This is a genomic window from Caballeronia sp. LZ001 (genome assembly GCF_031450875.1).
Classification (GTDB): domain Bacteria; phylum Pseudomonadota; class Gammaproteobacteria; order Burkholderiales; family Burkholderiaceae; genus Caballeronia.
The window spans coordinates 3131617-3149590 of sequence record NZ_JARTVX010000004.1; the positions used below are offsets into that span (position 1 = coordinate 3131617).

The 17974-nt window shown below is 58.2% G+C and carries 27 protein-coding genes; 1 reads left to right on the forward strand and 26 read right to left on the reverse strand.

All coding sequences use genetic code 11. The annotated features are described in order from the left end of the window. Positions 1-19: 19 nt before the first annotated feature. From P9292_RS25535 to P9292_RS25600, 14 genes are all read right to left on the reverse strand, one after another. Complete coding sequence (locus P9292_RS25535; RefSeq protein ID WP_309961845.1) at positions 20-394, reverse strand: hypothetical protein; 375 nt, start codon at positions 392-394, stop codon at positions 20-22. Beyond that, entirely contained in the window at positions 391-768 is a 378-nt protein-coding gene (locus P9292_RS25540) for a phage tail protein (RefSeq protein ID WP_309961847.1), read from the reverse strand. Before P9292_RS25540 ends, P9292_RS25535 begins: the two co-directional genes overlap by 4 nt. A gap of 31 nt (positions 769-799) precedes the next feature. Continuing rightward, positions 800-2278, reverse strand: coding sequence for a phage tail sheath C-terminal domain-containing protein (locus P9292_RS25545; RefSeq protein WP_309961849.1), 1479 nt, complete (start codon positions 2276-2278; stop codon positions 800-802). Between the two features lie 3 nt (positions 2279-2281). Beyond that, positions 2282-2473, reverse strand: a complete 192-nt coding sequence (locus P9292_RS25550; RefSeq protein WP_309961851.1) for a hypothetical protein — start codon at positions 2471-2473, stop codon at positions 2282-2284. After that, complete coding sequence (locus P9292_RS25555; protein WP_309961853.1) at positions 2470-3138, reverse strand: DUF1834 family protein; 669 nt, start codon at positions 3136-3138, stop codon at positions 2470-2472. Before P9292_RS25555 ends, P9292_RS25550 begins: the two co-directional genes overlap by 4 nt. Positions 3139-3142: 4 nt before the next feature. Beyond that, positions 3143-3556: a phage protein Gp36 family protein gene (locus tag P9292_RS25560; RefSeq protein WP_309961855.1), complete on the reverse strand. Its 414-nt coding sequence runs from the start codon at positions 3554-3556 to the stop codon at positions 3143-3145. Between the two features lie 3 nt (positions 3557-3559). After that, positions 3560-4057, reverse strand: coding sequence for a hypothetical protein (locus P9292_RS25565; RefSeq protein WP_309961857.1), 498 nt, complete (start codon positions 4055-4057; stop codon positions 3560-3562). Between the two features lie 34 nt (positions 4058-4091). Further along, on the reverse strand, positions 4092-4985 hold the full coding sequence (locus P9292_RS25570) for a Mu-like prophage major head subunit gpT family protein (RefSeq protein WP_309961859.1): 894 nt from the start codon (positions 4983-4985) through the stop codon (positions 4092-4094). Between the two features lie 42 nt (positions 4986-5027). After that, on the reverse strand, positions 5028-5438 hold the full coding sequence (locus P9292_RS25575) for a hypothetical protein (protein WP_309961861.1): 411 nt from the start codon (positions 5436-5438) through the stop codon (positions 5028-5030). Positions 5439-5478: 40 nt separating this feature from the next. Then, complete coding sequence (locus tag P9292_RS25580; protein ID WP_309961863.1) at positions 5479-6558, reverse strand: phage protease; 1080 nt, start codon at positions 6556-6558, stop codon at positions 5479-5481. 200 nt (positions 6559-6758) lie between these two features. Continuing rightward, the gene (locus P9292_RS25585; RefSeq protein WP_309961864.1) at positions 6759-7343 is read right to left on the reverse strand and encodes a phage virion morphogenesis protein; all 585 of its coding nucleotides are present in this window, start codon (positions 7341-7343) and stop codon (positions 6759-6761) included. A 115-nt stretch (positions 7344-7458) separates the two neighbouring features. Further along, on the reverse strand, positions 7459-8778 hold the full coding sequence (locus tag P9292_RS25590; RefSeq protein WP_309961867.1) for a PBECR2 nuclease fold domain-containing protein: 1320 nt from the start codon (positions 8776-8778) through the stop codon (positions 7459-7461). Then, entirely contained in the window at positions 8765-10375 is a 1611-nt protein-coding gene (locus P9292_RS25595; RefSeq protein WP_309961869.1) for a DUF935 domain-containing protein, read from the reverse strand. Before P9292_RS25595 ends, P9292_RS25590 begins: the two co-directional genes overlap by 14 nt. 3 nt (positions 10376-10378) lie before the next feature. After that, a complete protein-coding gene (locus tag P9292_RS25600) occupies positions 10379-12160 on the reverse strand; it encodes a hypothetical protein (RefSeq protein WP_309961871.1) in 1782 nt (593 codons plus the stop codon). Positions 12161-12244: 84 nt separating this feature from the next. Here P9292_RS25600 and P9292_RS25605 point away from each other — a divergent pair, with 84 nt between their 5' ends. After that, positions 12245-12499 carry a hypothetical protein gene (locus P9292_RS25605; protein ID WP_309961873.1) on the forward strand — a complete coding sequence of 85 codons (255 nt, stop codon included), beginning with the start codon at positions 12245-12247 and terminating at the stop codon, positions 12497-12499. 220 nt (positions 12500-12719) lie between these two features. Here P9292_RS25605 and P9292_RS25610 read toward each other — a convergent pair whose 3' ends face one another. The 12 genes from P9292_RS25610 to P9292_RS25665 all read right to left on the reverse strand — a co-directional run bounded on the left by P9292_RS25610 (position 12720) and on the right by P9292_RS25665 (position 17797). Continuing rightward, positions 12720-13217: a DUF1804 family protein gene (locus P9292_RS25610; RefSeq protein WP_309961875.1), complete on the reverse strand. Its 498-nt coding sequence runs from the start codon at positions 13215-13217 to the stop codon at positions 12720-12722. 4 nt (positions 13218-13221) lie between these two features. Beyond that, positions 13222-13428: a hypothetical protein gene (locus tag P9292_RS25615; RefSeq protein WP_309961877.1), complete on the reverse strand. Its 207-nt coding sequence runs from the start codon at positions 13426-13428 to the stop codon at positions 13222-13224. After that, positions 13425-13727 (reverse strand): hypothetical protein, encoded by a 303-nt coding sequence (locus tag P9292_RS25620; RefSeq protein WP_309961879.1) that lies wholly within the window; start codon positions 13725-13727, stop codon positions 13425-13427. The genes P9292_RS25615 and P9292_RS25620 overlap by 4 nt, the downstream gene beginning before the upstream one ends. Positions 13728-13749: 22 nt before the next feature. Continuing rightward, the gene (locus P9292_RS25625) at positions 13750-14355 is read right to left on the reverse strand and encodes a hypothetical protein (RefSeq protein WP_309961881.1); all 606 of its coding nucleotides are present in this window, start codon (positions 14353-14355) and stop codon (positions 13750-13752) included. After that, positions 14339-14617 (reverse strand): hypothetical protein, encoded by a 279-nt coding sequence (locus tag P9292_RS25630; RefSeq protein ID WP_309961883.1) that lies wholly within the window; start codon positions 14615-14617, stop codon positions 14339-14341. Before P9292_RS25630 ends, P9292_RS25625 begins: the two co-directional genes overlap by 17 nt. Before the next feature lie 15 nt (positions 14618-14632). After that, on the reverse strand, positions 14633-15169 hold the full coding sequence (locus P9292_RS25635) for a glycoside hydrolase family 104 protein (RefSeq protein ID WP_309964174.1): 537 nt from the start codon (positions 15167-15169) through the stop codon (positions 14633-14635). 137 nt (positions 15170-15306) lie between these two features. After that, entirely contained in the window at positions 15307-15741 is a 435-nt protein-coding gene (locus tag P9292_RS25640; RefSeq protein WP_309961885.1) for a Mor transcription activator family protein, read from the reverse strand. Continuing rightward, positions 15738-16133 (reverse strand): regulatory protein GemA, encoded by a 396-nt coding sequence (locus P9292_RS25645; protein WP_309961887.1) that lies wholly within the window; start codon positions 16131-16133, stop codon positions 15738-15740. The genes P9292_RS25640 and P9292_RS25645 overlap by 4 nt, the downstream gene beginning before the upstream one ends. A gap of 42 nt (positions 16134-16175) precedes the next feature. Next, positions 16176-16793, reverse strand: a complete 618-nt coding sequence (locus P9292_RS25650) for a DUF3164 family protein (RefSeq protein WP_309961888.1) — start codon at positions 16791-16793, stop codon at positions 16176-16178. Beyond that, on the reverse strand, positions 16790-17047 hold the full coding sequence (locus P9292_RS25655; protein WP_309961890.1) for a hypothetical protein: 258 nt from the start codon (positions 17045-17047) through the stop codon (positions 16790-16792). The genes P9292_RS25650 and P9292_RS25655 overlap by 4 nt, the downstream gene beginning before the upstream one ends. Positions 17048-17127: 80 nt before the next feature. Continuing rightward, on the reverse strand, positions 17128-17430 hold the full coding sequence (locus P9292_RS25660; protein WP_309961892.1) for a hypothetical protein: 303 nt from the start codon (positions 17428-17430) through the stop codon (positions 17128-17130). Between the two features lie 58 nt (positions 17431-17488). Continuing rightward, positions 17489-17797 carry a hypothetical protein gene (locus P9292_RS25665; RefSeq protein ID WP_309961894.1) on the reverse strand — a complete coding sequence of 103 codons (309 nt, stop codon included), beginning with the start codon at positions 17795-17797 and terminating at the stop codon, positions 17489-17491. Between the last annotated feature and the right edge of the window lie 177 nt (positions 17798-17974).

Consider the following 17974-nt stretch of genomic DNA (forward strand, 5'->3'; position numbering starts at 1 on the left):
TCACGAACGCGCGTTTCAGTTAAGCCGTGCTGCCCGAGGATGAGGACGACTCGCCGGAATTCGCGGAGGCAGGCTTCATGGCTTTGCGCTTTTTTTTGATCATCTCCTGGACGGCGACCAACTTGTCATAGTCGGCATCGACCGCGGAGCCGATCAGCTCCGGAGTGATGGCGTCTTTCGGAATGGAGCCAAGCGAGAGAAGACACGATGCAAGGATCGCGACATTGACCCGCATGTTCGAAACGCCACCGCCGAGAATGCTGGGATGCTCGTAGGCTTTGATGTTGTCATCGACAGTGGGCAGGCGGATTTCGAAATTGAAATGATATTCACCGCTCCCATCGGGATATTCGATGCCGTATTCAAGCGAATCGCATTGTGTGAAGTGATTCATTCTGTCACCCGTCGAGTTGAGAACAAGGAGAGGTCGCGCCGCGCTTCGTTATCGACGTTGTACTGATCGCCCATGTCGAGCGTGACGCAGTCGTAATAGCTGACACGTTGGCCGCGCGCGTTCGCAGGCTGAAGGGTCAGTTTTCCGCCCTCCATGTGCCACCAGTCGATTTCCTCAGCATCGAGCGGAATGACCACGGTCACCTTCAATTCATGCTCTTCAACTCCACGTGCAAAGCCCTTCACGCGGCCGGTCCGATTCATCGTTTTAACCGGCTTTTTCCCAGTGCGCGAGGTCGGCGACACGCTGACGACCTCGGCCTCGCGCCCGTCGACTTCGAGAACGATCGCGCCGACATATTCTTCCAATGCCATAACTGGCTCCTTAAACGAATGTGCTCGTGGACTACAGGAACAAATCGATGCGTCCAGCAAAGACATGCAAACCGTTCACCACGTCGCACGGGATCGCCGCATTTAATTGGTTTGCGTCTTGCATGTCGCGCTCGACGATCAGCTTGTCTTTGTTTGCATCGACGTGCTCTAAAATTTCAAGCTCCTCGCACTTGTACGCCACATCGAGCAGTTCGCTTCGTACCTTCGCTGGCGTCTTGTCCGACAATTTCTCACGAGGGAAGCGTTGCGCGACGCGCTGAAGACAGGCTTTACGGAAGTAATCGAGCGTGCGTATTGTCGTGATGTCGAGCAGCGCCGGATCGTCGATGCCTTGCGAGTCCTTGGTGTAAGTCGTGATGGAACGCACGATCTGCACAACATTTCCTGGACCAACCTCGAACGGCGTTATGCCGTTGTGCAACGCCGCCTCTTGCTCCTGACGACCCGCTTGCTTCTGAACGGGCGTGACGTCCAAACCTTTCAGCGGCAACGTGTTGAGCGGCCGTGCCGGATCCGTTTCGCTGGCGATAGCGGCGGCGTAGGCAGCGCCAATCTCAGCTGGAACGCATAACGATCCAGGATGCCACCCCAGCGTGACGCGCGCAGCATTGACCTCGGACGCGAGCGTCGTGGCCTCAGCGAGCGTTGCAGAAATTCCTGCTACACCAATGCCCGGTCGCTGCTCCAATGGTCCCGAGACGAGGTCGAGATATTCGCGCAGCTTGAGCAGAAATGCCTTACTTGGCCAGCAAACGGCGTAGAGGTCGTATCTTCCACCAACCACCTCCGCGAGGGCTTCGCACATGAGCGGATCGATCTTGCCGCCCATCATTGGCGATGTGGCCACACTGAGCCCCTTGATATCACCCTTCAACGACACTTGGATAAAATTTCCACAAGCGCCTTTATTCTTTGCCGACAGAACAATCTGCTTTTTCTCTTGACCTGCAACGGTGACTTGCGCGGAATCTTTGTGGTCAGGGCCAGACGCTGCGGCGATTTCCGCTGTCACCGGCAAGCTGGACGTCTTGTTGATCAGCATGCACAGGCGCAACATCAGGACCGCGCCGGTTTCGTCTGGGCGCACATTCATCGTCACGGACGAATTGCCCACCTGAGCGACAATTAAGCCCTCGGTTTCAGCCTTACCGTCTAGCGCGATGGCGCTTTTGGCGGCGATTGCTTCTTGCGCATCGTCAACGGTGATGACCGTGAGCGCTACATAGGGATTGGCTTTAATCGCAGCGACTGCTGCAAGGTGCGCGAGCGAGCCCGAGCCGAAATACGTCGCGGCCTGGTCCCCTGAAAACACTTTGACAGGTTGCAATGCGGGGATCGAACCGGACGCCGTTCGTTGTCCAATGATGAGAACCGTCTGTTCGTTGGTCGGCAGCGTTCGCACCGCCAGCTTCGTGTTGTACTCGAAGTACTTCCCGGGCTTGCGAATGCCCGAGGGAATAGTGTCGAAGGAGATATTCTTGCTTGCCATTCATTAAACTCCTTTCGTGCTGTTTTTGTCACTACGAACATCGGCCGCTTCATCGACCACGAGCAAGTCACCATCGGCCACGCGGCGCAGATAGTAGAAACTTGAGGGGACACACACGCGTTTCGTATCGGTGATGTACCTGCGTGGCGCATCTTCGTGAGGCACACGCAATCCGGCGCGGGCGATTACTTTCATGACTTCTCCTTCGGCTCTAATCGATCCTCGGCATCCGGCGCGTTTTCGTTTTGCGGCCTCAGGTAATACCGCAGCACGGTTGCCTTCCAGTCAGCCGGCGGTGGATCGATTTGCCCGCCGTACTCCTCGAAGGCACGCGCGAGCGAACCTTCGCTCACGCCATGAGGAAACGCCCCTAGAAAGAGGCTGTCTTCGACCCACGCCGTGTGAAATTCAAGCGCAAATACGGAGATCGCCTCGTCGCGCGTTCGAGTGTTAAAAAGCGTGCGAATGCTACCTGGCTGAAGCTCGCGTATAGGCAATGCCATATCCTGCTGATTCAGTAGATAGCGCACGGCCGAGACAATCAAGTTCGTGCCGACTTCCGCCTTGGCCGCGCCACCGTGGCGACTTGTCTGCTCGCTGCGTAGCGATCGCGCACCCACCATCACGACGAACGTGGCCTCGGCACGCCACTTAGTTCTTCCGGCCGAATGGGGCTCTGTGCGGCGCACTCCACCGAACGTCACCCACGCCGCTGGGAATCTGCGAATGACCGTATCGAATTCATCGTCATCGAATTCGCCCCCGTAAGTGCTCACCTCATCGACCATGCGTCCAAGCCCGCGCCTCAAACGGTCGACAATCGCAAGCTCGATCGCGGTGATAATCGGTACGTACGCCACATGCTCACCTGCATCGACGGTCGAACACGCGCGCGCCGAACTCGAACTGAATCGGATTATCTGATTCAGGAACACTTCCCGTTGCGGTGACCCCAAGCGTCACGTCACCATTTGCGACCAGCTTCAAGAAGCCTGTTGCGTCTTTGTAGCGCTGTCGGATTTCTTCGGTCATACGGGCATCTGCGCCACAAAGGAGGTAGCGAGCGATGTCGCAACATACGCGCGAGAGCATCTTCGGCGCAGGGTCAAGCGGCAAGCGGTACCGACCGGCAAGATAGCTATCAATCTCACTCGATGCGTCGTCGATGGCAGCGCTCACCACCGCACTGTCAACGACGCCTGTGCGCTCACGATCCGACAAAGCGATCAATTCGCGCTCGCCGAATTGCGCGCGCATCGCCTCAACACACGCATACATGGCTTATTTCCCCGCCGCTTTGTTCGGCCTTGAAGGGTCGCGCGTGTTGCTCCGTGCATCGAGCGCTTGCTCGCGTTCGAGCAACTGATGCTCACGCGCACTGAGAGCCGCCTCTCGCGCGTCGAGCAGCGCGGAAGTCTGCTGCAACTCGGACGCTTGCTCTGCAAGCTGCTTCGCGCGTTCGGTGAGACTGGCGTCAAGGCGCGCGAGCGTTTCACGCTGAGCGTTGAGCGCGCTCGCCGCAGCAAAGGCACCGCCGCTCGCCTGTGCCGCGATCACATGAGGCGCGTCGGCATGGGCAAGCGCCGCCGCCGCGTCTTCGTCAAGCGAGATCGCCGTATCGACCACGACCAAAGATTGGTCTTCTCGGATCGCAGCGTATGCGTGCGGAGGAAGCGCTGCCAACGCGATCGTTTTCGGCTGGATGCCAAATGTGTATCCTGCACGTCGAAAGCCCTCCTGGCACGACGCTACCTTGATCGCGGGATGCAATTTACTCATGTTCATTCCTCGAAAGTGATGCCGCCAGTAGGCGTTACGCCAACCAGGGCGTGGCGAGCAACTCGGCCGAACCCTTCCAGACGTTGGTCGCGCCGTAATTGTTGGCGTCGGCGTTGAGCAATTTGCGACCGACGCCTTCATACATTGGCGGCACGACGAGCAACGAGGGGCGAATGCCGAGCGGCCGACCGTTATCCCCTTTCATGGAGGTCATCGCCTCGCGCGCGGCCTGGTAATTTGCTTCGTTGAGCTCGGCCTTGGAGGCGTACGCCAATTGCCAGAGCGCGAAACCCACGTTGCACCGTGCATCGACGCCGTAGCGATAGGTCTTCGCGGAAAACACGTGCTCGTCGGTGTCTTGGTCCATCGCCACAAAGTGGTAGGGCTTGCGCTGCTGCAAGATGATGGGCTTCACTACGCGCGTCATATCGAGCAGATACCAAGTCGGCTTGTCGCCCGCCTGGAAATTCGATACCGAGCCCACTGTTCCATCAGCCTGCAAGACCGGATGATCCGTATCGAAGAAATACTGCTGGTCATAACAACGCTTCTCGCGACCCTGTTTGAGCAGCCCGAATACGAGCTCGTCGGGATGCTGCTTGGAGTCCATCCCCATCTGCGCGATGACCGGCTTGTACACGCCATAGGTGTCGTCCTCGATCGCATCGCGATCGACACCCACCGTGTTCTCGAACGGCTTGTTCTTGATCGTGAAGTCGTGCGATGTCAGATTCTGGATGACCCGATCGCCAATCCATTCGCGAAAGCGCGTGGTTTGCCCAAGCCACGGATACACCTCCTGAGAGGTGGTCGAAGGCACCGGCATGGCGACGCGTTCCCAATCCGATGGCGCGCCGTCGAATGCTTGCTGGAAAACAGTGTTGTAGCCAGTAAAAAGAGCGCGTAGATTGGCTCGGTTGATTTCCATGTTTTATCCTTTAGATGGCAAAGCAGAAAGTCGTAGCTAGCGTTAGAACTCGACCCAAACGCCTGCCGGCTCCACGTCAATGACTTTGCCGGCGAGTGAGCGCTTGCCATCGCCGTCTGTTTTTGCAACAGTCTGATCGTCGACGATGAAGGCGGGCGATCCGACATCCTTGAGCGTGAGTTGATCGGCTCCCGCCGAGTTCGCGACGCGCCATTGACCGCGCCGAATGGTGACGCGCTCTACGCCGTCAGTGCCGCCGGTGGTGTCAACCTGCTCTTGAACGATGCCCGCACCTTTGAGCGCCTTCGATTCGATACCGGCAATCAGTAACCCGCTATCAACCTCGATGGCCGCGATTGCGCCCGCGAAGAACCGAATGCCTGCTTTAGCGGGGTAGCTAAAGCAAAGTCCGGCGCGATTAACGGTGTCGCGGTCCGCTTTCAATGCGGTCATGGCGTAAATCTCCTGGAGGGTAGAAGGTGTCGTTGGTGACTTAGGCAGCGGACGAGTAGGTCGTCGGATCGAGGCCGAGCGCTTTGCACACCGCAAGGTCCTCGGCCGGCAGCGCGTTTGCAGCCGTTTTGTCACTTCTCGGTGCCCGGCCGTCCGTCTGCGTGCGGCCGAGCGCTGCGATCGGCTGCGCCGTCGAGAGGAACGTTTTCAGCGCAACCACATCACTTTGTCCAAGCTGGCGCGCCCAGGACTCTTGAGCGGGCAGTAGTCGGCCGTCGGCAAGCGCACCGCTGACGAGCTCGTCCAGTTCCGTGCCAGCGAGCTTGGCGTGGGCCGTGTCCAGTTGCTTGCGCAGATCGTTCATGACGGCAATCGGGACGAAGCGCGCCGGATCGTTCTGATTGGCGGACAGCGCCGCGATCTGGGCACGCTGCGAGTCGAGCAACTCGGGCAGATTCGCGCTTGCAGCCGCCACGCCTTGGCCGCCCGAGAGCGACTCGATCAACTTCTTCAGTTGCGCGGTCACGTCCTCGGCGGTCGCGCCGACCGGCATATTGAGCAGCCAGCGCAATTGTTCTAGAAGTTCATCCATTGTGGGAGCCTCATGGGGTGGGACAGAAACGTCGAGCACACGCGAGATCGCTGAGCAGGCAGCCGTGAGCTGCACCTCGTCGAGGCAATCGAGCGCGGGATCGTTAGTGAGCGCCGCATTAAGCAGCGCGGTGATATTGCCGGTTCGATCGAAGGCGAATACGGGCGATAGATAGGCGTATTCGTGCGCGTCGATCAGCGCCGAGGCGCGCGCGGTCCATTCCACGTCGGTGGCATACAAGCCATCGCCCTCGCGCCACTCCAGGGTTTTGAACCAGGCGGCAGCGGGAGCCGGTTGACCGTTCTTCGCCGCGTTTAGCGTCTGGTGTTCATAGTCGATGACGTAGCGGGTCTGACGCGCAGCGGCTGTTGCGATCAAACGTGCGGCACTGGCTGCGTCGAGCCGCCAGGCCGCGCATTCGGCGGGCCGCCCATCCCGCGCCCGGAACTCGCCCGCTGGTAGCAGCTTGAGCGCCGCTGAGCAGTTCTGGATGTGTGCGGACAGCGCCGCAATGAAGAAAGTAGCCATGTCGCCATCTTGGCGAACGACACAGCGGAAATCAGCTTGACTGCTGTCAGTAACAGCAGTGATGGCCCACATGCGGGGGAGCGTCAAAACCCAAATGCCATTCTGACGCGTTCTAACAGGGGTCTAACAGGGGTGCAGCACCCTTATGGCTGTCTTGGGTCATGTACGAGGCTGCGAGCCCGTCAGCGAGCGTTTTTCGCTCAGCCGGAAATTAAGCGACGCAGATAGTCGGTCACCTCCCGTTCAATACGAGCATTATCGCCTTCCGGTAGCGAAAGAAACGGACGGGCAGGCATTTTCACCGTCCATCCTTGCGTGCGCGTCCAGCGTACGATCTTGACTTGCTTGTAACGTCGCTTGGCGAAGACCGCGAGACGGGTATCGCTTGGCTGGCGCTTGAGCATACCGTTGCGCTCGGTGCGTAGTCGAACCATGCCGGACATCGGATGGCGCGCAATCGTGCCTCCGAACTGATGAATGGCCGCATACACCAGGTTCGTGCCCACCGTGGCGCTCGTCGCGTCGTGGCGCTGCTGAATGCTTGCCGCCAGCCGGCCACTGTATTGGAGGATTTTGCTGTCGGCCGCCGACTGCCCACGCCGCTTGAGTGTCTTTGGAGACAAGCCGAGCCAACGCGGCCGACCCTGCATCGCGAAATTCTCTTCGACCGCATCGTTCATGAGCGCCGCGACGACGGACATGACGGCGGAACTATCGCGCATGAACGCATACAGGCGCGCCAGGGCGGCATCCCATTCGGCGCTATCGATCTGAATCTCGGACATGGTTATACTGAGCTCCTCGCGATCGTATATCCCGGCCTCGCTGCCGGATCGATGAAGGGTCGCGAAACGAATGGCCGCGAGCGAGCGCGGCCATTCTCATTTCCGCGTCCGGCCATCAGCTCGGCGGTCCCTCAGCTCGGCGGTATCTCAGGAACGTGCCGCGCTGCTTATCCAGATAGGCCCGTCGAGCCTGCGCCGACTTGCCGACCTTCGCCGGAAAAGTCGTGACGCCCGTCCAGCCTGCCTGGCCTTGCTCGAATATCGCCAGCCCCCAATCCCCGGCCTCGGTTTCCAACGCCCGAATGTACCGGCGTCGCAGTGACCACCGACCTTCGATCTGCGTCCAAGCCAGCCAAATTTCGTCCGGGTCTCGCACCGCGTCCGCTAAGAGCGCCATGTACGGGCCACGGTTGAACTTGTCCGCCTTCCAGTGGCCTGCGCCATCTTTGAACAACCATTCATTGATCTGGAGCAGCTCGCCTGTCGCATCGATAAAGGTGACGGGTGCCCCGATCGCCGCGCCAAAGGGGCGCATAAAGGCTTGCGCATACTGCTCGGGCTCAAGATCAGCCGGGAGAATGGCTTCTGAGCGCACGCGCGCCGCGCTTGGTAGTGGGGGCAAATCGACCCCGTTGGGGATGCTCTGCGGCAACGTATCGAGCGGCGGCGGCGTGAACGGCTTGCGCCATTGCGCGCCTGCATTCGCCCCGAAGCCAGGATCGGGCAGAACGTTTTTCCCGGTGATCGGGTCACGGTAGGCAAAGGCGCGTTGCGTTCTGCCGTCTCGCGTCACAATCTGGTCGACCTCGACGAGCCGATCCGTACTTGCGCGCACCGTGATGCCGTTGCGTTCAACATAGCCCGCTGTCCGGGTACGCACCCGGCAGCGACATCGGTATCCGTTGGGCGGGTAAAACGTCTGCCAGAACGGATCGTCGAATCGATAGACTGCGCCTGCAAGCGCGCGATGCGCCGGACGCGTCCGGTTATCGAGTACGGCGACGTATTCCCAAAAAGGATGCGAGTCGGTCTGTTCGAGTTGCGAGGCGTAGCGGCCAGCCATATAGGCCGACTGCATATTCGTTCGAAAGATCGTGTCCAAGCGACGCGGCGTGATCCGCTTGCCTCTGATTTCGCCGGTTTCGTCATCGACCATCATGCCTTTGCCGAGCCATCCCTTGCGTTCGAGGACAGGCGAAAGCTGCTTCTTGAAGGTCTGCAAGGTCGAGCCGCTTTTTAGCGCATCATCCAATGCGGCGCGGACATCTTGCAACACATCGATCTTCATTACCCCCGCGACAGTGAACGCGCGAGCGTGGGCCTCCGCCGCCACGTCCTGCCACCGGAATCCGATCACGTAGCCCTTGGACTCGAAATAACGAATCGCCTCAGCAGGCTCCAGCGTAACGGCGTAGCCAAGGTCAATTTTCTGCATTCAAGCGGCCCCACACGTCGGCCACGAATAAGGCGCGCGTCAGCAAATCGCCCAGTGCTTGATCGTCCATTTCGGGTGCGGCGCTGAGTAACGCTTCAATCGCTTCGTCCGGCGTCGCCCCGCGCCGCAAAGCCGTGACCACTGGCAACAACGCCTTGGCACTTGCTGACACGATCGGCTCAGCGGGGAGTGCATCGATCGCCTCATCGAGCGCATGCTGATCTTCGTAGACGAGCTCACCCGACGCGTTGCGCAGCACCGCGCGATATCGCATGGTCGCTTGCCGTGATTGCTCGCGGTCTAACTCGGTTGTACGTTCAGATGGCGGCAGTGCCATTTCCGGCTTCGGTACGCTAAGCACGTCCTCGTCGTCTGCCGGCTCCGGAATCATGAGCTTTTCCTGCGCCCACGCACGGGGCACCTTCACACCGGCGGCCACCAACTTAGGCAACGCGTTCGCGTACAGCTGCAAGTCCTCGGCATCGCGCGTGTCGAATTGGAAGCGTGGCAGGCGGCTTAGGTCGATGCCGCCGAAGTTCAACGTGCACAGCGGATAGCACAGGCACTCGGTGAGCGTCTTCTCAATCTGCCGGGCGTCTGACTTCAGCAGATCATGCCTGACCTCGTTGTGCGTGTTGCCAAGCGCATTGGTGGAGGTTTTCCCATCGGCTTGAGTGGTCAGCGTCCCGCCAAGGATCGCCTTCGATTGGCTCTTCTCGCACCAACTGATCATCGCCTCGAACGGGTCTTTCGAGCCTTCTGCCGCCGTCTCGAAGTCGATGAGCATGCCCTGCGGAAGGATGCCAGCCGCGTTATGGCCCAGTGCTGTCACGGCACGCAGCAACGCCGCCTTTTCGTCCTTGGTCGAGCCGGGCGGATACTTGCCCACGCGAAGCGGCAAACCATAGATCTCCAGGAATTCAGCCAGGTCTTGCACCGCGTAATTCTTAAAGAGATACGGCCAGGCCAAAACGCGGTGCAAGCCGCCTCGCGTGAGGTAACCGCTTTTTGCGCGATGCTTGTGAACGATCCAACCAAACGACCAGAGCGGCGCACCGTCTGGCGACGCATCGCGCAAACGCAAGTCGTTGCCATCGTTATAGGGCGTGCGAAACCATCGTTGCGGCCGATGGGTGATCGTTCGCGGGAGCCATGACGCGCCAAGACGCTGCCATTCGATTTCTTGTGCTGAGAAACCGTGCCCAAGCGCATCCATGCAATCGAGCAACACATCGTCAAAACTAGACAAGCTGCCGATCCACTCCTTCATTTGAGCGGTGATGCGTTTTTCTTCAGCCGACGCGTTAATAGGCTCGACGATGCGCCAATCGAGCGTGAGCACGGCGCGCTTGCGCTTGCTCATCTCCGCAAAGATATGAGCGTCGCGCTCTTCCATATCCAGGAATAGGTCGGACTGGGCCATTAACTCACCACGCTCGGCAGCTTCGAGAATGCTATGCAGTTTCTTTGGAGTCAACTGGCGCGACGGATGTCCGGCGAAGTCGCGCGTGATCCATCCGATGCTTGCCGTCTGTGGTTCAGCTAAAGCCGCATGCTGAAAAGGACGCCCGTGTTGATCAAGTATGGACTTATTCATTTCTTAGAAACCTCGCTGAATTGGCAGACAGTCGTCGAAGTCGTCGGAATTCCGGTCGACTTCAACCGCATCACGCGACACGACCGGCTCGAATTCACCGATCGAATAGCCACGTGTCTGTGCAATCATCCACAGGACGTGCAATGCGGAGAGTCCATCGAAGTGGTGACCGGTCTGCGGTTCGGGCCATTCATCGAGTTCGGCAAGCAACTGCGTCAAACCAACGTGGAACAGAATCGAGGCGGCGAGTCGATCGGTTACGAAGGGTTCAAGCGAATCGATACGCACCTCGGGGGCGACCGTGGCTGTCACGCCGACGAGGGGCAACGGTACGCCCGCGCTCAACCCAGCTTTGATCAGGGATTGCCGCGCCCATTCATAGGCGTTGTTATTCTCGAAACCTAGCGCCTGGCAGCGATATTCGCGTTGCGCCGCAATGAGGTCGGCTTCGAACTTCGAAGGCACGCGACGCTTGATGGAAGCGTATGCGACGTGAAGCCTGCGACTGACGATATCCAGACCGCCGATCACAATAGCCGATGGATCTGATTTGCGCGATTGGCCCATCGACGGATCGCATCCACCGAACCAGAGCCACGCGTCGCTCTTGCGAGACCAATAGGTAATGTGCCCGAATACCTTATCGTCTTCCGTACGCGGGTCACCCTGCATTTCGGTCGCAAAAGCGCGCGGTGCTTTTGCGCGCTGACGCATCAGGTAATAGAGCGAGCGCACGCTGGACCACGATGTAACCGCGCCTGCATCCATCTGCGAACGATGATTCAGATAAAACTGGTACGACGGTAACGCTTCGTCAGGTAGGACTTCGCCGCATGACGCCGCCTCTTCGCTCGCGCGCTTGTCGTCGTTAAGCATCAACTCTTCACACTTCGCCCACAAGTCCATATCCGATGGAAACGTGGCGATCGCACGAAAATGATGAACGACATGTCCGACCGTACGCTTGGCGCGAGAGATCGGATCATCCTTGTCGAGCACCGTGCCGACCCCGATGTATTTGACGCTGCCGTCAGGCGGCCCGAGATAGTCGATCGCCTTCTCCAGCCACGTCCAACGGTTTTGCCGTTCCGTTGGGCTCTTCGCTTCGGCATCGGTAATCAGGTCATCACCAATCAGGACCTTGGGGCGCGACGCACCGTGGAACGTCCCGCGAATGGCCTGCTCAGCCCCGAACGATTCAATCTTGACACCGGTGTTGGTAACGAATTCGCCGACCTTCCACGTCGCCCCCCGGCCGCAGACTTCAGGGAAGTCGAGCTGAAGGGCTGCGTTCGCGATCAGTTCCGTCTTGACCACCTCCAGCAGCTTGGTCGGCAGTGACGTTTCCGCGCCGAGCAAGACAACATAGTCAAGAAATGACGGCAATGCTTCTGTCCAGCCGAGCTCGCGCCGAACTTCCTCACGTTGGAGTAGGCCTTGGACGATGATGTAGACGGGCCCGATTTTCGTGCACATCGACGACTTCGCTTCGCCGCGCGGCGCGACCCACCACTCGCGCGTGCCGCCGCACTGACGCAGCAGCTTCGGAAACCGCTCGCAGAAATGCGCCTGGAATAGCGATGGCGTGCCACGAATGTGATGCGGAAAATACGTGTACGCAAAGAATTCGTAATCACCGTCGACGAGCACACGGCGGCGGCGTTGCGCGCGCGCTGCGGGCGAGCGATCGAGACCCGTCGCATGAGCCTCGATATCGCGCCGCAATTGCGCTTGTAGCTGCTCGATCTCCTTGTGGAAGTCTTTCTCTGTGAAGTGGTTCGCCATTGCCTATGTCATAAAATCGAGGAACGTCGTCACCTTCAAGGTGCTGGCCTTTATATAAGTCGCTTTCCGATTGAGGACTTACCTATGCAAAACAAAGAGCCGATTGATCTGCATTTCGAAACCGTTGCGCTGGCGAATTACGCCATTACCAAACGCCTTTTGACATTCCTGGTCGCAGAAAAACTACTCGACGATTCGGAATTACAAGCGATCCTGGACGCTAGCGCGCTTGACATCCTCCGCACCACTTTGCCGATTAGTCGAGAACAAGCTCAGCAAGCGCTCGCGTTCTTCTGGAGTGACTTCACGATGCGCGATCCGGACACCGGAATCCAATGAGATAGCGCGTTCACGACGATCCGTTTCCAGTGCGGGGCGGATCAACTTCAACAACAGTTGGCCGTACAGCTTTCTCAACGTCGCGCGCAATTGAATGGATCGTTTCACCTTAGCCGACGATGCCGTTTGGCGATCACGAAAATCCCATCGCTTCCTTTGCTTGGAGCGTTGCTCGGTATTGTTGGATTTCATAAAGACTTCCTTTTGACGTGATTTGACACTACCCATACGCAATAGCGAGTTCGTCGCCGAATGGCTTAAGCACCTCAGCAAAAGCGCTGACATATTCCGGATGTCGATCCTTGATGAACGCCGCCAGGCGCTGCACGACACCCATTGCAATCGCCAGTTCATTCGTTTCCGGCAACATTCGCTTTGATGCGTTGATCGTCTTGTTATAGGCGTCAGCAAGACTCGCGAGCAGCGCGACCTTATCGGCTGGCTTCATCTGCGCGCCGTCTAGCTCGTCCATCGTTGCTTGGTATTGCGTGACAAGACCGACCAACATCTGACGTGCCGCACCTTCAATGCCGCCGCCCGCAAAAAGCTGTGCGGCTTGAGCCTTGTCCCAATCGTCTCCCGCCTCGCGCGCTTCGTCCTTCCAGCGTCGAGCCGTCGACGAATTGACACCACTCTTCAGAGCGGCAACTTCAAGCGACAGGCGGTCAAAAACAAAGGCTCGACGCACCTTGCCGCGAACTTCCTTTGAGTAGGCCATCCCACTACAGACCGAGCTTTGCGCGAGCGAGCGAAATGCCAAAAGCAACGATGCCGCCCGCGAGCGTTCCTGCCCCAGCGCCAGCCGTTGCCCCATATTGGATAGCTCTGCGCTCGACCGTCACAATCTGCTGCTCGATGCCATCCAGGCGACGGTCGATCTTCTTGAGCAGCTGCAATTCGGGACTGTCGGCTTCACATTGCTTGGTCATTGCTTGTCCTGTTTCCTGTCGAGTTTGTTGTTGATGTCAGAGAGCTTCATGTCGATACTCTGCAACGTCGATCGATACTCTTCCCGAAAGTGCCGCTGCTCGTCGCGCGGTACGTAATCTCGCGCAATCGCCTCGCGAAATGTTGCGATATCGGCCTGGAGCTTCTGGGAGTACTGAAACGCCTCCTTCATCCGGCTTTGCACGCTGCGAATCCAGAGCAGTCCGACGGCCTCTATGATCCCGAGAAGCATCGTCACGAGTGTGCCTAAAATGACCTGTGTATCTAATGTCACTTGCATGAGCTAATCTTGTCTCCGTGATTCACGGCTGGTTCGGAAGCGCTGCGCGCACGGCGTTCAACTTGTTCTCAAGCAGGTGCGTACGTGCTGCGTAGTCGACAAACCATTCGAGGAGATCGGCTTGTGATACCCCGGAGTCAGCGGCGGCATCGGCGGCGGAACTTCCAGCAAGACAGGAGGAATCGGCACCTGCTGCAACCGGGGAGCCACTTCTGGCAGCCTCGTTCCACAGCCGGACAAAGTCATGACTGAAATAGAAGCGCTCAGCAAGACGACGATTTTGAGGCGTTGAATGCTTGGAAGACTTCGTTGAATAGTGCGGTTGCGCGGCATGATCGATTTGCCCTTTGAGCGTCGCTGTTCTTGACGAATCAGCGGTTTGATTCGAGAGAAATTGTTTCTCGGCCGCCTTCGCGCGAGCGGAATCCGCGACGTACCGGCCGAACGCATCGGCAGCGGCCTTCGCAGATGCGCGGTTCACCGACTCCCGATATTCGGCAAGCTCCCGCTGTCCGAGGGCGCGCGCCATGTCAAAACCATGCTGATAGGCTTTGTGAAACGCCGCACCGAGCGCCGTTGTGAGCAAAATGACGGCCGCAATCACGAGGTATCTACTCATCCACGGCATCGTCGCTCCTTGACCTTCGACTGCTGGGCTGCTCGTCCGACTGTCCGTCCGACTGCCCTGAACGCCACGCTCCGATGGCCTGGATCACGGCGGAATACCCACCCACGCAGCCGAGATAAACAAGCCACGTGTCCAAGGTGAGTTGTCCGGTGAGACCGTGATAGATGAACATGCCGGTCGCGACGGCAGACGCAACGTTGGGCCAGAGCTTCGCGTGAGAGAGCTTGCCGTCATGTCCGAGTATGAGATCGCAGATGCGCATGAAGTTCTTTCACCTCTAGGCGATGCAGACAACGCCGCCAGCCGACTGGTATGCGCAAATGAGCATCGACAGATTGTTTTGATGCTGGCCGTACGCGTTACCTGGTAAAGACGCCCAAATGCTCGAACAGGCCGCAATCGCCGCCACGATCTGTCCGGACTCGATCAACGTGAGGGCACGTCGCTCGCGAATCTGCTGAATCGCAATCAGGTCCTGCGACACCGGACTAAAATCGACCAGGCGTAGCAGCCGCTTGTACGGGTCGTAATATCGAGATAGGAGCTGGTAACGACCGGCCGCTGTTGAATTGAGCTCGCGGTTCAAGACACTCGGATGTGCCGCGTAAGACTGGAATGTCAACAGCTTGGCTGGTACCGTGTGGGACGTGCCGTCGCCCATGTGCTTGACGATTGGCCCGTGTGATCCGACCAGCACGTTATAGCCGTCGTCGCTTTGCGCACGCGTCCACGCATCGATTTCGCTCGCGGCGATCATGTCGAGAAAGGCGACAATGTTCTGCCCGCCCGCCGTCTTAGCTGCAACACGTGCCATCAAAACTCCAGGATCGTGAACGATGTAGGAATTGTGATTCGCGGGCACGACCTAGACGAGTGAACCGATGTCAGCAAGTCAACAAAAAGCCCCGCACAAAGGCGGGGCTTGGAGGGGGTGAACTGGGGATTCTAACGTCAGAAAAGATCAGATTGCACGGCGCTTTGTTCGCAATTGTCCGAGCGCTTTAGAATGCGCCAGACATGCCGGTCCGACATCCGGTATTCGCGTGCGAGTTGCGTTGCTGCCTGTATCGCGCTCGTGTGCTGAGTAAGCGCGTCGAAGTCAGCCCGGATTTTTCGGTGAGTCAACTCTCGAAGTGCTTGAGTGCAATTCGGAATATACAGCGGCGAGCCGCCAAAGCAAGCCGTCAGTCGGTCGGCTGCTTGAGCGCCCACAATGGCAGCAAGCATCTCATAGCGCACTTCACCGAGACGCGTCTTTCTCATTGCCACAGGGAAGGTCGTGCCGCCGAGCGCTTCGACCAAGCGTACGGTCGAAGGCAGGCCAATGAGGCCGATGATTGTCTTCACAGCATCGGGCAACAAATGCTCGACGTCCGCCAAGCTCATTTGGCCCTCCGATTCGCATCAAGCTGCAATGCCGCGATGAGCTTGCGAAGCATTTCAGCATCGCAGAACTCGATCGCGTCAACCTTGCAGATACGTTTGACCATGCCTTCCGCGTAACGCCATGATCGTCCCGAGTGAGTAAGCAAGGCCTCGACCTTGCGAAGCTGCGCCTCACGAGGCAAGGCAACGCGCGGGCGACGCCCGTGCTTGGACGTTGCAACAAATCCACAGCGCCGCATGTGTCGCAAGACATTCTCCGCACCGATCACATCAAGCTCGCGCGCGGAGTCAACGCTCGCCACCGATCGCAGCATGGCTCGATAGGTGTCGTCGTCAAGGCCAAGCTGCCTCTTCCCGATATGAATCTTGGCAAGCATCTGTTGAGTGATCATGGCAAATTCTCCGCGCCCACCAGGGCGCGTCCATCGTTGAGATCAAGCAGCGGCGAAATCGAGGGTGATGTTCCGCCACGCGCCGGTCGTTTCGTCACGCGCGTAAAACCGAATGTATGGCTTAGTTCCAGTTACTCGGATGCTGTCGCTGATAGCGTGCATCGCCGTGTCCCATTTAGGATGAGCGATTGCAAGGCGGCGCAATCCGAGCACGCGTGCCGTATTCACATTGCCTTGCCTGTCGACATGAAACGCTTCGTTGATGAGCGCCTTAATTTCGTCGCTACTGCCTTCGGTCCACTCTCGAATGCATTCATCGATCAACTCTTTGGCCGCCTGCAACTGCTCGCCGAATTGAATATGTTCAGCAATCTGACGCACGACCCGGAATCGACCGTCAAAGGTGATTAAGGAGATGTTGCCCTTGATGGTGCGAATCCTGACCCCGTATTGCTCACTGCTGACTTGTACGAACGCCTCGACATCGGAGAAGGCGCGCGCTTTGAAGTCGCGGAGTCGCTCATGCAATTGCTTTGCTTCATCGACCAACTTCATCACCGCCTGGTCGCGGAGTTGGTCAACTGGCTTTACGCTTGCTGCGGGAACGTAACGGCCGCGCGCATCACGCACGAACCCAGGGATGGTAGTTTGAGTTGTCATAAATCTTCTCGGTTAGACATCTGGCCGGAGGCTGCCGCATCCGATTGAGACTGCGCTGACGATCGCGATGAAGTGCACTGCACATACGCATCAAGGACGATGTCCAGCGCGCCAGTTGGCGCGCGTCCGGAACGCTCAAGCGCCTGAATCGCACGAACATGGCGCTCGACCGACTCGATGGCTGCGGACGGCATCCCAGCAGGCTTAAGCGCTGTGTTTAGCGGATGGGCAAATAAAGGTGTAAGGATTTTCATCAAGCTGTTTCCAACAAATTCTGCCGAAGGCACGCGCGAGGCGTGCCGTTGGCCGAGAGTTGCGCAATCTAATGCGCTTTTTAATGCATACGCCGACGGCGTTGACTCTCGATCTGATCTTCAAGATGCTCGCGTAATCGAGGGTAGCGAAAGAGATACGACTCCAGGTGAGCTGAAGCAGCCTCTGCGCCTTCGCCGAGGTAGGCGCGAAGAATCGTCTCTAACGCCATCGTTGCTTGGTGTCCGGATTGATTCAGGTGAGCAATCGTCGAAAACTGCTGCATGACCACACCGTTCAAGCGGTGCAGCTCGCGCCGTAGGTCTTCGATGGATGAGAAAGTTTCGGGATTACGCAACACTGGACCTTGACAGATGATGCTCATCTAGTACTCCTATTTAAGAAAGATTGAAATTCGCACTGTTTTTAGCACCGCGCTCCGGCTAATGTCCTTGCTCAGTCCACAGGACTCTGACCTGCCCGATTTTGAACTGGCCGCGCCGATATCGGTTCGATCCAGCACCACCTGTTCGGTAGTAGGTCGCCTCGCCACTTTCGATGAGAGAGGCACACGCTGGACAGCTTTGCACTTGGATCGTGGGCTTTGAGCCGTTTGAAAACTCAATCCCTATCACAGTGAACCCGCGTTCCGTCAACGTCTCGATTGCCGAAGCAAGGCGTAACGTCGTGAGTTGCATGAGTTGATTGATCGGCGGCTTGGTCGGTTGAAGAGCATTGAAGATTGTTTCCATTTTCACCTCGTCTGACGGGTCGTTTCGAACATGACTGGCATGCGCGCCAGTGCGATAAAGCAAAAGGGTTGTTGGTAGGCGGCCGACGCGCTAATAGCTCGAAGCAAACGCTGACAGTTACGATTTGCTGGACGTGCGGACATTGCATTCGACCAAAGACATTCAGGACTCGCGCGG

Coding starts and splice junctions, on each gene's coding strand:
- P9292_RS25535 (WP_309961845.1), bottom strand. CDS start 394: ATGAATCACTTCACACAATGCGATTCGCTTGAATACGGCATCGAATAT.
- P9292_RS25540 (WP_309961847.1), bottom strand. CDS start 768: ATGGCATTGGAAGAATATGTCGGCGCGATCGTTCTCGAAGTCGACGGG.
- P9292_RS25545 (WP_309961849.1), bottom strand. CDS start 2,278: ATGGCAAGCAAGAATATCTCCTTCGACACTATTCCCTCGGGCATTCGC.
- P9292_RS25550 (WP_309961851.1), bottom strand. CDS start 2,473: ATGAAAGTAATCGCCCGCGCCGGATTGCGTGTGCCTCACGAAGATGCG.
- P9292_RS25560 (WP_309961855.1), bottom strand. CDS start 3,556: ATGTATGCGTGTGTTGAGGCGATGCGCGCGCAATTCGGCGAGCGCGAA.
- P9292_RS25565 (WP_309961857.1), bottom strand. CDS start 4,057: ATGAGTAAATTGCATCCCGCGATCAAGGTAGCGTCGTGCCAGGAGGGC.
- P9292_RS25570 (WP_309961859.1), bottom strand. CDS start 4,985: ATGGAAATCAACCGAGCCAATCTACGCGCTCTTTTTACTGGCTACAAC.
- P9292_RS25575 (WP_309961861.1), bottom strand. CDS start 5,438: ATGACCGCATTGAAAGCGGACCGCGACACCGTTAATCGCGCCGGACTT.
- P9292_RS25580 (WP_309961863.1), bottom strand. CDS start 6,558: ATGGCTACTTTCTTCATTGCGGCGCTGTCCGCACACATCCAGAACTGC.
- P9292_RS25585 (WP_309961864.1), bottom strand. CDS start 7,343: ATGTCCGAGATTCAGATCGATAGCGCCGAATGGGATGCCGCCCTGGCG.
- P9292_RS25590 (WP_309961867.1), bottom strand. CDS start 8,778: ATGCAGAAAATTGACCTTGGCTACGCCGTTACGCTGGAGCCTGCTGAG.
- P9292_RS25595 (WP_309961869.1), bottom strand. CDS start 10,375: ATGAATAAGTCCATACTTGATCAACACGGGCGTCCTTTTCAGCATGCG.
- P9292_RS25600 (WP_309961871.1), bottom strand. CDS start 12,160: ATGGCGAACCACTTCACAGAGAAAGACTTCCACAAGGAGATCGAGCAG.
- P9292_RS25605 (WP_309961873.1), top strand. CDS start 12,245: ATGCAAAACAAAGAGCCGATTGATCTGCATTTCGAAACCGTTGCGCTG.
- P9292_RS25610 (WP_309961875.1), bottom strand. CDS start 13,217: ATGGCCTACTCAAAGGAAGTTCGCGGCAAGGTGCGTCGAGCCTTTGTT.
- P9292_RS25615 (WP_309961877.1), bottom strand. CDS start 13,428: ATGACCAAGCAATGTGAAGCCGACAGTCCCGAATTGCAGCTGCTCAAG.
- P9292_RS25620 (WP_309961879.1), bottom strand. CDS start 13,727: ATGCAAGTGACATTAGATACACAGGTCATTTTAGGCACACTCGTGACG.
- P9292_RS25625 (WP_309961881.1), bottom strand. CDS start 14,355: ATGCCGTGGATGAGTAGATACCTCGTGATTGCGGCCGTCATTTTGCTC.
- P9292_RS25630 (WP_309961883.1), bottom strand. CDS start 14,617: ATGCGCATCTGCGATCTCATACTCGGACATGACGGCAAGCTCTCTCAC.
- P9292_RS25635 (WP_309964174.1), bottom strand. CDS start 15,169: ATGGCACGTGTTGCAGCTAAGACGGCGGGCGGGCAGAACATTGTCGCC.
- P9292_RS25640 (WP_309961885.1), bottom strand. CDS start 15,741: ATGAGCTTGGCGGACGTCGAGCATTTGTTGCCCGATGCTGTGAAGACA.
- P9292_RS25645 (WP_309961887.1), bottom strand. CDS start 16,133: ATGATCACTCAACAGATGCTTGCCAAGATTCATATCGGGAAGAGGCAG.
- P9292_RS25650 (WP_309961888.1), bottom strand. CDS start 16,793: ATGACAACTCAAACTACCATCCCTGGGTTCGTGCGTGATGCGCGCGGC.
- P9292_RS25655 (WP_309961890.1), bottom strand. CDS start 17,047: ATGAAAATCCTTACACCTTTATTTGCCCATCCGCTAAACACAGCGCTT.
- P9292_RS25660 (WP_309961892.1), bottom strand. CDS start 17,430: ATGAGCATCATCTGTCAAGGTCCAGTGTTGCGTAATCCCGAAACTTTC.
- P9292_RS25665 (WP_309961894.1), bottom strand. CDS start 17,797: ATGGAAACAATCTTCAATGCTCTTCAACCGACCAAGCCGCCGATCAAT.